The sequence below is a fragment of the Kitasatospora sp. NPDC001309 genome (assembly GCF_042896295.1).
Taxonomy (GTDB): Bacteria; Actinomycetota; Actinomycetes; order Streptomycetales; family Streptomycetaceae; genus Kitasatospora.
In genome coordinates this window covers 174,522-186,692 of the sequence record NZ_JBIAXC010000010.1, presented here as the reverse complement: position 1 = coordinate 186,692, position 12,171 = coordinate 174,522, and the positions used below count along the sequence as shown (strand labels likewise).

Sequence of the window (12,171 nt, the reverse complement as noted above, 5' to 3'; positions counted from 1 at the left end):
TCCCAGGTGAGCACCGTCGCGCCACCCGAGGAGAGCCAGCATGCCGACCGAACCCGCCCCCGCTCCCACCCCCAGTACCCCGGCCCGCGCCCGGCTGGGCCTGGGCACCGCGGCGGTCGGCCGGCCCGGCTACATCACCCTCGGGCGCGCGGCCGACCTGCCCGCCGAACGCACCGTCGAGGCCCTGCGCGAGCGCACCCACACCCTCCTGGACGCCGCCTACGCCGCCGGGGTGCGCTACCTCGACACCGCCCGCTCCTACGGCCGCGCCGAGGAGTTCCTCGCCCAGTGGCTCACCGAACACCCCGAGGCCGCCGCCGAGGTGACGGTCGGCAGCAAGTGGGGCTACACCTACACGGCCGACTGGCGCACCACCGGCGTCACCGCCCACGAGGTCAAGGAGCACTCCACGGCGGTGTACGACCGGCAGATCCGCGAGACCCGCGCCCTGCTCGGCCCCCGCCTGGACGTCTACCTGGTCCACTCGGTCACCACCGACAGCCCCGCCCTCACCGACCCCGCCCTGCACCGGCGCCTGGACGCCCTCGCCGCCGAGGGCGTCCGGGTCGGCCTGTCCACCAGCGGCCCCGCCCAGGCCGAGGCCATCCGCCGGGCCCTGGCCGTCACCGTCGACGGCCGGCCGCTGTTCAGCGCCGTCCAGGCCACCTGGAACCTGCTGGAGACCTCCGCCGCCCCCGCCCTCGCCGAAGCCCACCGGGCCGGCTGGCTGGTCGTGGTCAAGGAGGGCATGGCCAACGGCCGCCTGGCCGGCCGCAACGCCACCGGGGACGACACCGCCGCCCTGCGCGCCCTCGCCACCCGCACCGCCACCACCCCCGACGCCCTCGCCCTGGCGGCCGCCGCCGCCCAGCCCTGGGCCGACGTCGTCCTGTCCGGCGCCGCCACCCCCGCCCAACTCGCCTCCAACCTCGCCGCCGCCCACCTCACCCCCACCCCGGACGACCTCGCCACCCTCGCCACCATGCCCGAACCCGCCGAGGCCTACTGGCACACCCGCTCCTCCCTGCCCTGGACCTGACGACCCTGGACCTGACGGCCGGCCCCGCCCGGCCTGCCGGCCCTGCCCGGCCTGTCCGGTCGGGGCTAGTGCGGATGATCTTCGCCGAGTAGGGTGAACCCCCGGCAGCGGGCGGCCGTTCGCACACCACCCCGGTGGCTGCGCCCCGCCCCGTCCCGCCGACACCGCCGCAGCCCCGGAAAGGCAGTCGTAGCCCAGATGCAGCCGACGTTCGTCCTGGTCCATGGAGCGTTCGCCAACTCCTTCTCCTTCGCCCCGCTCCAGGCCGAAATCGGCCTCCTCGGGCACCGCTCGGTCGCCGTCGACCTCCCCGGACACGGCTTCGCCGCGACCTACCCGCGCGCCTACCAGGCGCCGCAGGACCTCACCGAGCTCGCCGCGACGCCCGGCGTCATCAAGGGCGTCACGCTCGCCGACAACGCCGCGCACCTCATCGCGGTCCTGGAGCGGGCCAAGCGCAACGGCCCCGTCGTCCTGGTCTCGCACAGCCGCGGCGGCCTGACGGCCACCGTCGCCGCCAACCGGCGGCCCGACCTGATCGACCACCTCGTCTACGTCTCCTCCTGGTGCCCCGTCGACCTCGACGTCAGCGCCTACTACGCCGAGCCCGAGATGGCCGCGGTCGACCCCGCCGCGCTGGCCGCCGCGCTGGTCGGCAACCCCGCCGAACTCGGGCTGCTGCGCTCCAACTTCCGCACCGCCGACCCCGCCGCCCTCGCGGCCTTCAAGGCGGCCCTGTTCGCCGACGGGACGGACGAGGAGTTCCTGGTCCTCCTCAACACCCTCCAGCCCGACGAGAACCTCGACGCCGGCACCGCCGACGACCGGGCCGGCGCCGACACCTGGGGCCGGATCCCCAGGACGTACGTCCGCCTCACCGAGGACGCCAGCATCCCGCTCGCCATGCAGGACCGGATGATCCGCGAGGCCGACGCCCTGACGCCCGGGAACCCCTACACCGTCCGCACCCTCACCGGCAGCCACCTCAAGTGGCTGGCCACCCCGGAACCGGCCGCCCAGGTCCTGGCCGAGGTCGCCGCCCACCTGCCCACCGGATCCTGACCGGAGCGGGAAGTCGACGGGGCCGACTTCCCGTGCGCCCACCGGGGCGGTGCGGAGGTCCCGGCCCCGGGGCCTGGCGTGTTCCCCATCCGGTAGCCGTAGCCGTAGCCGCCGTCATCGGAACGTCCCTAGGGTCGCCGGCATGCCACACAACACCGTCGACCCAGCGACGATCACGCCGGAGATGGCCGCTCGGATCCGCACGTGGCGATGCGACGAGGACTACTCCTGGCGCGCCGTGGCCCAGGCCGCGTCCGACCTGTGGGGCTCCGCATGGGGCAGCAATCAGCTCTTCGGCGAAGACCTCTGCGCGGCCGCGGCCACGCTGCTGGGCGAGAACCCCTACCGGGACCCGTGTCACTGACGCCCGTCAGCGGGCGGGGCGGATCGAAGAGGCCCGCGAGGTGGCGTCCGGCCCGGTGGACGTCCGTACTCGGCGGGCAGGCGCGTCCACTGCGAGCCGGTCCGGACCAGCTGACCCGGTCGTGCCCGAGAGCGACGGCGGGCGGCCCCGCACGGGCCGCCCGCCGTGGTGTTGCGGGGTCAGTTCACCGGGAGGAACCGAGGGCGAGGAGGTAGCCGATCCGGTTCGGGTAGCCCGGAATGGGGCTGCCGAGCAACAGCTGCGGGGTCCGGTAGGTGGTGCCGTTGATCTCGAACGGCGGGGTCGACGGGTCCTGCATGACCTGGTGGAGCCAGCGGGAGACCGCCGACCACTGGTTCTCCCAGCTGATCAGGGCGGCGGGGACCGGCTGGTTCGCCCTGGTGCGCAGGTTGTTGCTGACGTGCGCCCGGATCTCCTCGAAGCGGGCCGCCTCCGCGAGGGCCTGGATCAGGACGAGGTAGCTCTGGTTGCGCAGCGTGGCCGAGGTGGCCGTCGAGTGGCTGTCGTAGAAGTGGATCAGCCCGGTGGCGAAGGCGATCTCGGTGGCGCCCATGCGCACGGTCGCGCGGGCGGCGCTCCCCAGGGCCATGTAGCTGGACCCCACGTTGAGGTTCCCGACGGCCCGCTGGTACCCGGCCCGCGCGAGGATCTGCTGCAACGCCACCCGCTGGTCGGAGAAGCCGAGGATCCCGCTCACCGAGCCGGAGTTCTGGCTGGGGGTCCAGATCCCCATGATGTACAGGTTGTCCGAGCGGAAGTAGACCGAGCCGATGTGCTGGCCGCCCTGCTGGAGCCGGACCTCGATGAGGTGCCGGTCGTCGTCGGGCCGGATCTCGGTGTCGTCCATCCGCCCCATGAGGACGGAGTTGCCGCGGGCGGCACCCCGCAGCTCGGTGATCACGCTGTCGTAGTCCGCAGCGGCCTGGGACGGGTTGTTCTGGACGATCCCGTCGAGGCTCCAGTCGATCTGGAAGAGCCGGTTCGTCCCGGTGTTCGCCTGGGCTGCCGTCGTCGACGACGCCGCGAACAGACAGGTCAACAACGCCAGGACGACGGCGAACAGGGTACTGCGGTGGATCGGGCCGGGCGACTGCATCGTGCTCCTTGGACTTGCCGGGTCCCGCGGGCCGGCCGGTCTGCCCGACCGCCCGGGCCCGCCGTGTACGTCCGTTCACCCGGGTTGACGGACGGATTCCCGCGGGCGGTTCAGGAGGCCTCGGAGCACGCGGAGAGAAGGCCGATTCACCAGGTCGCCGACCGGGTGACGTGGCGGGCGCGGCGTCAGGTCACCCGGAAGTCCTCGGTAGGGCGGGGTGGCGGAACTGCCCGCCAGTCGCTCCGAGTTAAGCATCCCCGCGATGACCAACGCCGCGTCGGGAACGGCAGCACGAACCGTCGGCGAGCCGGATCGGTCAGGACGCGCTCTTGCGCCAGGTGATGGGGGAGTTGGGGTCCATGGCGGTTCCCTCCTGGAGGAGTGGGAAGTCGGCGGGGCCGACTTTCCGGCGTGGCTGGTCTTGAGGTTCGCCCGGAGCAGGTTCTGCCGGGTCTCTCGTGGATCAGCTCTGGAGTCGCGGTGGCGCGGGGAGTTGACTTGGCGGAGGGGCGGAGCCAACGCTTGGGTCAGACGCCGTCGAACTCGCCAGCCCGTATGGCGATGATGAACGCTTGCCAACTGGCTGGCGAGAAGTTGAGACGAGGGCCGTCCGGGTCCTTGCTGTCCCGCACGCGCACTGGACGGGCATCCGCCACCTCGACGCACTGACCGCCGCTGCCGCTGTGGGTGCTCTTGCGCCAGGTGATGGGGGAGTCGGGGTGCATGGCGGTTCCCTCCTGGAGGAGTGGGAAGTCAGCGGGACCGACTTCCTATGCGTCTGTTGTGGTGGTGCTGCGGATGTCGCGGCCCCGGGACCAGAGTTCCTCGATGTGCTCGGTGAAGCGGTCGAACATGCCGTTCTCCCCGCTGCGCCGCAGGTGCATCAGGGGCGAGTCGTGGCCGACCGTGCGGGCGAGGTGGGGGGGGTGACGAGGGCGTGCTCGTCGAAGCGGAAGACGGACAGGCCGACGTGGTTCGGGCCGTCCTCCGGGGCGCTGAAACGGGCCTCGATCCCCTCGACGCTGGAGAGCTTGCCCAAGCTCTCCAGCGTGACCCTGATGCGGGTGGACACGGTGAGGGCCACGTCCTCGATCTGCTCGCGCTCGCGCGTCGTGTCGGAATCCGGATCGCCGAGCAGGAAGCGGATCCGGCACCCACCCTCAGCCTTGCGGCGCAGGGTCTGCAGCAACTCGGGCTGCTCCAGCCAGACGAAGTAGTTGGTGTACCCGGCGAGGAAGATCTCGGACCGGGCCTCCGCGATCAGCTGCGCCCACACCGATCGAGGGCAGGCCGAGCGGTGCGGATAGATGGCGAGGACTTCCCGGTCGTGCCCGGTCTTGACGTTCGCCCGGAGGATGTTCGGCAGGGTCACGGTTCATCACCCCGAGGTCTCGGTGTGGTGGGCGTGGAGCCGGCGTTTGTGGCGGGAGGGTTGGGGCCCCGCCGTCCCGAGGCCGGGGCGGCGGGGCTGAGGTGCCGGGGTCAGCGGGGGCCGAACTCGCCGGTGCGTACGGCGGTGACGAAGGAGTGCCAGGCGGCGGCGGGGAAGACGAGGGTGGGGCCGTTGGGGTCCTTGGAGTCGCGGACCGGCATGACGTCCGGGAAGCCAGGAGCAACCTCGACGCACTGGCCTCCGTCGGTGCTGTGGGAGGACTTGACCCAGGTGATGGGTGAGTTGGGCTTCATGGCGGTTCCCTCCTGGAGGAGTGGGAAGTCGGCGGGTCCGACTTTCAGGTCGTGGCCGGTCTTGAGGTTCGCCCGGAGGGGGTTCGGCAGGGTCACTGGTTGATCACCCCTGGAGTCGCAGGTGGCCTGGGGGAGTTGAACCTGGCGGAGGCGTGGAGACGGCCCCGCCACCCCGGAGGCCGGGGCGGCGGGGCCGAACGCTTGGGGGTCAGGGGGCGTCGAGTTCGCCGCTGCGGACGGCGGTCACGAAGGACTGCCAGGCCGTCGGCGAGAAGCGGAGTCGAGGACCCTCGGGGTCCTTGCTGTCTCGCACGAGACCCGGGTGCGCATCGTCTACTTCGATACAGGCGCCGCCGTCGTTGTTGCTATGGCTGCTCTTTCGCCAGCTTTCGTGCTGGTTCACATGCACGGCCTTACTCCTTCGAGATGCGCCTGATCGCCGCCCGAGAGTCTCTGGGCGACAGGGCCATGGCCCTGAGCAGATCGTATGACCTCCGGCGGGCGGCTACGCCCTCGGCATCTTCGATGAGTTCACCGCTGCGAGCACCTTCTTCCCATGCCACCAACGGACGGCCCGGCACCGAATAGAGGAAGAGCGATCCTCCCATCTCGGCGTGGACCCCTGCGGTGAATGGCAAGACCTGCACTGTGATGTGGGGTCTCTGGTCCGACGCGATGGCGTCGAGTTGCTGCCTCATCACTGCGGGGCTCCCGACAGGCCTTCGGAGAGTCGACTCGTCAAGAATGAACCAGCAGTGTGGAGGGGCCGACGAAACCAATCGTTTCTGGCGGCCGAGACGCGTCAGTACCAGTGCGTCGAGCTCCTGCGGGGTTGCCTGCGGGTGACCCGCGAGCAGTGAGTGGCGTGCGACCTCGGGGGTTTGGAGGAGCCCTGGAATGGTGGCTGCAGAAAACTCCTCGATGGCCTCAGCCTTAGCCTCAATTTCTGACCATTGACGGTATTTGCCGGGAAACTTTTCGTTCTTGGCGAGCAGGTAGATGCGGCCGAAGCGTCCGTCGGTGCCGAACGCGACATCGAGCTTGGCAGGGAGCTCGGGCGGCGGCATCGATTCCGCCCGCTCGATTCGGGCTAGATGCCCCTTCGAGAAACAGCCGAGAATCTCGGTCAGTTGATCAAGCGACATGGAGCCGGCGAGCTCTCGGTGGTTGCGCATCTCCCAGCCGAACAGGTCGCGGGCCGAACGCCCTGGGTCCAACTTGTTGGGCTTGAAGGCCATGGCGTTCCTCCGGTGTGTCCAGCTGCGTTGTGGCACACGTCCACGCTGGTCAGGGTAGCTGCGGTGAGCGACGCTTGAGGCACGGAAAGTGAAGTCGGTTGTGAATCGACTCGTGTGACTACAGATCCGCACGGAAGGTGATCAGTCATGGTCATGAAGCCCCCTCAACCAGCCAAGCTCCATGGCTACGGTGTCCGTTGGGACACCGAGGACCGGTGCTACCGGGTGCGCAACGAGTGCACCGGGGCGTGGCTGTGCAGGCCCGACGGTGAGCGCAGCGGCTTCTCCTCCTTCACCGAGGCGTTCTCCGCCTGGCGGCTCTTCGAAGTCCACAAGCGGCCGGGGGAGTTGTGACCCTCTCCCGCGTCACGGCCGAGCAGCGCCGGCAGGCCGCCGCCGTGCTGGACGACCTGACCACCGTCCTCGCCCTGGGTCGCGTCCACCTGCCCACCCTGGAAGTCGACTGGGACACCGGCCAGATGACGTGCGAGTACCTGTTGCACCTCACGGCCCGCCCGCTGGACCTCCTTCGGATCGTCGACCTGCTGCGCAAGGGCCTGCGCTACGAGCGCCTCACCTATGACGACTGAACTCCTCGCCCGCCTCATCTGGTGGGCCTGTATCTCCGCTGTCCTGCTGTACGTCCTCAGGAAGTGAACTCCCCGTGCACGACCCCCGCCTCCTCGCCAAGCCCCCGATCTGTCGGCTCGGCTGTCTCGTCCTGGTCCGCAACCAGCACGGCGACGTCCTGCTCGTCGACCCCGACTACCTCGACGGCATGATCCTGCCCGGCGGCCCCGGCAAGGCCAACGAGCCCCCGCACCGCGCCGCCGCCCGCCACCTGCACGCTCAGACCGGCATCATCCTGCGCCTCACCCACGCCGTCGCCCTCGACTACACCCCCTCCGACCGCTACCTGGAACGCTTCAACCTCGTCTTCGACGGCGGCACCCTGCGCGACGAACACCCCCTCACCGTCCCGCCCCAGAAGCGAAGCCGCCTGCACGGCGCCCGCTTCGTCCCCGTCCACGAACTCCCCAACCACATGGCCCCCTCCCAGGCCGCCCGCACCGCCGAAGCCCTCACCGGCCGCGCCCTCCCCCTCCTCCTCCACGGCCAGCGCCCCGACTGACCGACACCGGCCGGCCCGCTGTCAGTGCCCGCCCCTACCGTTCACCGCATGACCTGGCCTTTCGACACCGCCCCGCCCGTCCCCCTGCCGCCCGGCCGTCCCGTCGTCGGGGACGAGGGGGCGGGCACGCAGCCGTTGCTGTGGATCAGTGACGGGCCCGCGCCCGCCGGCCTGTGGGCCGAGCTGCACCGCGCCCACCCGCGCAGCGGACTGTGGCCGCTGCTGCTGAGCCCGCTGAGCGCCGGCGACCCGGACTTCCGCCCCTGGCTGTCCGGCGAGCTGTTCCCCGAGCACGTCTCCGACTTCGGGTCGTACGACTCGGCCGCCCTGCTGCGCACCTGGTGGGAGGCGGGTAGCGAGGAGGACGAGGACGAGGACGGCGGCGACGACGGGGAACTCGCCGAGGTCCTCGCCCCCTACGGCCGGACCTGGCCCGGGCCCGCCCCCGCCGTCACCGTCCCGGCCGGTGCGGCCGACGCCGAGGCGCGCGGCCTGGCCGAGGTCCTGGCGTCCTTCAAGGACGTACGGCTGGGCCTGGTGCCCGCCCGCAGCGGCGCCGAGGCGCTGGCCGCGTGCGGGTGGAGCGGGCCGCTGAACCACGAGAACGACACCGCCAGGATCGCCGCCGTCCTCGCCGACTGGGAACGCCGCTTCGGCGCGCAGCTCGTCGAAGTCGGCTTCGACACCCTCCACTTGAGCGTCCCCGTCCCGCCCGCCACCGTCGCCGAGGCGCTCCCGCTCGCCGCCGAGCACGCCGCCTTCTGCCCCGACCAGGTCCACCAGGGCGCCGGCACCCTCACCGCCTACGCCGAGCAGCTCGTCGACTCCCACCAGTGGAGCTTCTGGTGGGACTGAGCGCTGTGCGGGGTGACATGACGAGCGGTATCGACAGGCTCGTACAGATCATGGGTGATTCCGGCCGGGAGCGCGCCGAGGTGGACTGGGAGGGGTCGATCGACCGGCTCGGGGTCCGGCTGCCCTCGGACTACCGCGAGCTCGTGGAACGGTACGGCTATCTCGAGTTCGGCGGGGACATCAGGTTCGCGTCGCCGGTGCTCGAACCCGGAGGCCCGGAGGAGGAGACCTTCAACAGCCTCTACTACTTCAACAAGGACGTCGGGGAGATGCTGGCGGAGTGGTACACCTGGGACGGGGTGTCCGGCCGCCCGTACGAGCCGTTCCCGGCGAAGGGGTGCCTGCTCGCGTGGGCCAACAACACCGGCTGTGACTACTTCTGCTGGGACACCTCGGCCGGCGACCCCGACGAGTGGCCGGTCGTGGTGTGGCGTTTCAGCATCAGTGAGATGGTCCGCTTCGACGGCGGCATGGCCGAGTTCCTCGCGGCCGTCATCGAGGGTGGGTTCCCCGACGCCGACGAGTACCTGGACCGGTCGATGGGCCCCGACCTGTGGCGCTCGCGCCAGCCGTGATCCCCACCGCCCCGACGGCCGGACCCGGGTCGCTCAGCCGTGCGGGGTGGTCGGGCCCAGGGTGATGACCGGGCCGAGCAGCGGGCGGCAGCCGTCCCAGGTGATGGCCTGGCCGGGCGGGCAGGGGGTGTCGGTGCGGACCGGCTTGGGGGCCGGCGGGACCGGCCGGGGCGGAACGGTCGGTTCGAACATCGGGTTCCCAGTGTGGGCCGGGGCCGGGGCCGGCTCGGGGGCGGGCGGCTGCTCGGCCGCGGGCTGCTTCTTCGCCGGGGCGGCCGGGGCGTGGGCGGCCGGGGCCTGGGTGGTGCGGGGGCGGGCCGGGGCCGGCTTGGTGGCGGCGGGCTCGGGCGCGGCCTCGGCCCCGTCCTCGGCCTGGTCGGCCGCGGGGACGACGGTGGGGACGGCCGTGGGCGTCCCGGTCTCCCCCGGCACCGGGGCCGTCGTCGGCGCCTCGACCGAGGCCGAGGGGGAGGCCGACAGCGAGGCCGAGGGCGTGCCGGACGGCGTGGCCGCGGGGGAGGGGCTGGACGTGGCCGCCGCGTCCTGCGCCGCCGGGGCGGTGCTGCCGTGCGAGCCGGTGAGCAGCAGCGCCCCGCCGAGCCCGGCCGCGCCGAGGACGCACGCCCCCGCCGCGACGGCCAGGGCCTGCCGGCGCCGCTTCGTCGTCCCGCTGCTGTCGTCTTCCTGCGGCATCCAGCCCACCCCGTTCGCGTGATCATGTGTTCGAGCTGGGCGGATGCTACACGAACCGTCAGGGCGTACGTACCGCAACCCCGTCACTGCGGCGGCAGGCCCAGGGTGGGGAGGTGGCCGGCCATCAGGAGGGTGACGAGTTCGCGGCGGGTGCGGGTGCCGGTCTTGTCGAGGATGGCGCCCACGTGCTGCTGGACGGTGGGGACGGTCAGGTGCAGGAGGGCGGCGATGTCCTTGGTGCTGGTGCCGCGCACCGCGTGGAGGGCGACCTGCTGTTCGCGCGGGGACAGGCCGTGGGCGAGGACGGCGAGCGGCAGGTGCTGGACGGGGGAGACGGGGGAGGCGATGACGGCGACACCGTCGGCCGGGCCGTCGAGCGGGGTGGCGTGCAGGGCGAGCCACTGGCCGTCGGGGGTGCACACCCGGACCTCGGCGGGGCGGCCGGTGCGGGCGGCCTGGCGGGCGACGGTGAGGAAGCCGCTGGGCACGCCCGGGACGAGGCCGCCGGGTTCGGCCATCCGGGCGATGAGGTCGCGGGCCGCCGCGTCGGCGGAGCGCAGCCGGCCGTGGACGTCGAGGACGGCGACGGCCGGGGCCGGGGCGGGGAGTGCGGTGGTGGTGCGGGTGGGGCACAGCGAGGCGCGGTGGGCGGCGCGCAGGGCGGTGCCCACGGGGGTGACCAGGCGGGCGGCCAGGCGCAGTTCGGGCAGCTCGTAGGGGCCGCGGCCGTTCTCGCGCATGAACGCGGCGCTGCCCCAGCGGCCGCCGCCGAGGTCGAAGTTGATCCGCAGTTCGTCGCCGTAGCCGCAGGGCTGGAGCAACTCCCGGTAGCGGAGGCTGCGTTCGGGGCGGCCGTCGGTGGCGCGGCCGATGCTCTGCACCCGGTGCCCGGCGGCGCGGATGGCCTCGAAGGTGGTGGCGTCCTCGCCCTGGAGCTCCAGGCGGACGGCCTGTTCGAAGCAGGCGGGGTCGAGGCCGGAGGCGACGGTGGAGGTGGGGAACCCGGTGACCGGGTCGGTGCCGTGCCAGCACCCGCCGTCGAAGCCGAGGGGGCCCTGGAGCAGGGCGTGCAGTTCCCGGAACAGCTCGGCCGTGGGCAGCCGGGCGGCCGCCAGTTCGCCGATGGTGCCCAGCACTTCCCGCTCGATGTCACGTCGTTTGGCCACGGACCGAAGGCTAGGGAAGCGGGCCCCCGTTGTCGGTGGACGTACGAACGAATGGCCGGGAGCAGGCCGAGGGTGACCGAAAAATTCGGGGGCGGGTGCCACTGCTCGGCACCCGCCCCCGCCCCCGATCACCCGTGACGCGCCGCCGTGGCGGTCAGCTCCACGGGTTGGCCGGTTGGTCGTCGATCGCGGTCCAGAACCTGGTCTGGGTCGGCAGGGTGCCGTTGGCCCACAGGCCCCAGCCCGACGCGTCGTGGAACTCCGCCATCCGGAAGCCCGCCCCGAACGAGGCCGCGCACAGCTGGTCGGCGGTGGCCCGGCTGCTCAGCTGGGTGCCGGGCACCGGCGCGGTGGCCTTCACCTCGCCGCCGGCCCAGCTGTGGAAGCCGCTGGTGGGCACGCCCGCCGGGGCGGGGCGGCCGTCCTTGCGCAGGCACAGCACCGGCAGCTGGGTGCCGGCCGGGGTGTCGCCCTGGTACGGGTTGCTGGCCGTGTCGTAGCCGACGTGCACCACGTTGTCGGCGCGCTGCTCCAGGTTGGCCCAGGTCATGCCCTTGTGGGCGCCGACCGGGCCGAACAGGGCCTCGTAGCTGCTGCGGTAGATGTCCCACTGCTGGTAGGCGCCGTCGTTGCAGCCGAACATGTAGAGCTTCCAGCCGCCGAAGTTCTTCTCGGTGTTGTCCAGGCACAGCGAGCTGGAGACGTTCTGGATCCGCACCCCGACCATGTCGTACTTCGCGGTCTGGCCGGCCGCCGTGTACGGGGTGATCCTCCACATCTGGCTGGTCACGTTCGTGTAGCACTGGGTGCCGCTCGGGCGGCTGTCGGAGGCGGTCAGGCAGGAGCGCTTGTCGACCTCGTTGTTGATCGTGTAGACGCCGTTCCAGCCCGGGACCGGGGTGAACACCCACTTGCCCGGGTTGTTCGAGGGCGCGCAGGGGTGCATGTCCTGGGTGTCCCACACCGCGCCGTCGGGACAGCGTTCGGAGGCCTGGTTGAACAGGACCGTCGCAGGGGTGTCGGCCGAGGCCGCGCCGGGGGCGAGCGCCAGGCCGCCCAGGGCGAGCGCGGCCGAGAGGACGATGCGTCGGATGAGCGAGCGCAAGGGATCTCCAGATCGAGGAGGCAGGGGCAGGGGAGCGAGGGCGGTACGGCCGGCCGACCGACTCCCACCCTGTCAGGAACCCGTCACCCGCCGGTATCCGAGCTTTCTCGGACCCGCCCGGCACCCCCGAGGGCGTCCG

The 12,171-nt window shown here is 72.1% G+C and carries 17 protein-coding genes; 8 read left to right on the top strand and 9 right to left on the bottom strand.

The window, feature by feature from the left end; all coding sequences use genetic code 11:
- Positions 1-40 precede the first annotated feature (40 nt).
- From ACFY2K_RS13735 to ACFY2K_RS13725, 3 genes are all read left to right on the top strand, one after another.
- Positions 41-1,039 carry an aldo/keto reductase gene (locus ACFY2K_RS13735; protein WP_380593103.1) on the top strand — a complete coding sequence of 333 codons (999 nt, stop codon included), beginning with the start codon at positions 41-43 and terminating at the stop codon, positions 1,037-1,039.
- 198 nt (positions 1,040-1,237) lie between these two features.
- Entirely contained in the window at positions 1,238-2,101 is an 864-nt protein-coding gene (locus ACFY2K_RS13730) for an alpha/beta fold hydrolase (RefSeq protein ID WP_380639942.1), read from the top strand.
- A gap of 142 nt (positions 2,102-2,243) precedes the next feature.
- Positions 2,244-2,465 carry a hypothetical protein gene (locus tag ACFY2K_RS13725; RefSeq protein WP_380525828.1) on the top strand — a complete coding sequence of 74 codons (222 nt, stop codon included), beginning with the start codon at positions 2,244-2,246 and terminating at the stop codon, positions 2,463-2,465.
- Positions 2,466-2,649: 184 nt separating this feature from the next.
- Here the strand turns inward: ACFY2K_RS13725 and ACFY2K_RS13720 are convergent, their stop codons facing one another.
- From ACFY2K_RS13720 to ACFY2K_RS13695, 6 genes are all read right to left on the bottom strand, one after another.
- Complete coding sequence (locus tag ACFY2K_RS13720) at positions 2,650-3,582, bottom strand: ribosome-inactivating family protein (protein WP_375896892.1); 933 nt, start codon at positions 3,580-3,582, stop codon at positions 2,650-2,652.
- Between the two features lie 527 nt (positions 3,583-4,109).
- Positions 4,110-4,307 carry a DUF397 domain-containing protein gene (locus tag ACFY2K_RS13715; protein ID WP_375897063.1) on the bottom strand — a complete coding sequence of 66 codons (198 nt, stop codon included), beginning with the start codon at positions 4,305-4,307 and terminating at the stop codon, positions 4,110-4,112.
- A gap of 158 nt (positions 4,308-4,465) precedes the next feature.
- Complete coding sequence (locus ACFY2K_RS13710; protein ID WP_387711392.1) at positions 4,466-4,954, bottom strand: XRE family transcriptional regulator; 489 nt, start codon at positions 4,952-4,954, stop codon at positions 4,466-4,468.
- A gap of 110 nt (positions 4,955-5,064) precedes the next feature.
- On the bottom strand, positions 5,065-5,268 hold the full coding sequence (locus ACFY2K_RS13705; protein ID WP_387711390.1) for a DUF397 domain-containing protein: 204 nt from the start codon (positions 5,266-5,268) through the stop codon (positions 5,065-5,067).
- Positions 5,269-5,476: 208 nt separating this feature from the next.
- A complete protein-coding gene (locus ACFY2K_RS13700; protein ID WP_380525879.1) occupies positions 5,477-5,671 on the bottom strand; it encodes a DUF397 domain-containing protein in 195 nt (64 codons plus the stop codon).
- A 10-nt stretch (positions 5,672-5,681) separates the two neighbouring features.
- A complete protein-coding gene (locus tag ACFY2K_RS13695) occupies positions 5,682-6,506 on the bottom strand; it encodes a Scr1 family TA system antitoxin-like transcriptional regulator (RefSeq protein ID WP_387711388.1) in 825 nt (274 codons plus the stop codon).
- 147 nt (positions 6,507-6,653) lie between these two features.
- On the opposite strand from ACFY2K_RS13695, the gene ACFY2K_RS13690 reads away from it, so the two are divergent.
- The 5 genes from ACFY2K_RS13690 (at position 6,654) to ACFY2K_RS13670 (ending at position 9,068) form a co-directional block, all read left to right on the top strand.
- Positions 6,654-6,860 (top strand): hypothetical protein, encoded by a 207-nt coding sequence (locus ACFY2K_RS13690; RefSeq protein WP_380525821.1) that lies wholly within the window; start codon positions 6,654-6,656, stop codon positions 6,858-6,860.
- Complete coding sequence (locus ACFY2K_RS13685; RefSeq protein ID WP_387711386.1) at positions 6,857-7,096, top strand: hypothetical protein; 240 nt, start codon at positions 6,857-6,859, stop codon at positions 7,094-7,096. The genes ACFY2K_RS13690 and ACFY2K_RS13685 overlap by 4 nt, the downstream gene beginning before the upstream one ends.
- A 74-nt stretch (positions 7,097-7,170) precedes the next feature.
- Positions 7,171-7,638 carry an NUDIX domain-containing protein gene (locus ACFY2K_RS13680; RefSeq protein WP_380400224.1) on the top strand — a complete coding sequence of 156 codons (468 nt, stop codon included), beginning with the start codon at positions 7,171-7,173 and terminating at the stop codon, positions 7,636-7,638.
- A gap of 48 nt (positions 7,639-7,686) precedes the next feature.
- Positions 7,687-8,493, top strand: a complete 807-nt coding sequence (locus tag ACFY2K_RS13675) for a DUF4253 domain-containing protein (RefSeq protein WP_387711384.1) — start codon at positions 7,687-7,689, stop codon at positions 8,491-8,493.
- Positions 8,494-8,543: 50 nt separating this feature from the next.
- A complete protein-coding gene (locus ACFY2K_RS13670; RefSeq protein ID WP_380525814.1) occupies positions 8,544-9,068 on the top strand; it encodes an SMI1/KNR4 family protein in 525 nt (174 codons plus the stop codon).
- A gap of 33 nt (positions 9,069-9,101) precedes the next feature.
- Here ACFY2K_RS13670 and ACFY2K_RS13665 read toward each other — a convergent pair whose 3' ends face one another.
- The 3 genes from ACFY2K_RS13665 to ACFY2K_RS13655 form a co-directional block, all read right to left on the bottom strand.
- Entirely contained in the window at positions 9,102-9,761 is a 660-nt protein-coding gene (locus ACFY2K_RS13665; RefSeq protein WP_387711382.1) for a hypothetical protein, read from the bottom strand.
- Positions 9,762-9,844: 83 nt separating this feature from the next.
- Positions 9,845-10,927 (bottom strand): response regulator transcription factor, encoded by a 1,083-nt coding sequence (locus tag ACFY2K_RS13660; RefSeq protein ID WP_387711380.1) that lies wholly within the window; start codon positions 10,925-10,927, stop codon positions 9,845-9,847.
- A 154-nt stretch (positions 10,928-11,081) separates the two neighbouring features.
- Complete coding sequence (locus ACFY2K_RS13655; protein WP_380525808.1) at positions 11,082-12,032, bottom strand: hypothetical protein; 951 nt, start codon at positions 12,030-12,032, stop codon at positions 11,082-11,084.
- Positions 12,033-12,171 lie beyond the last annotated feature (139 nt).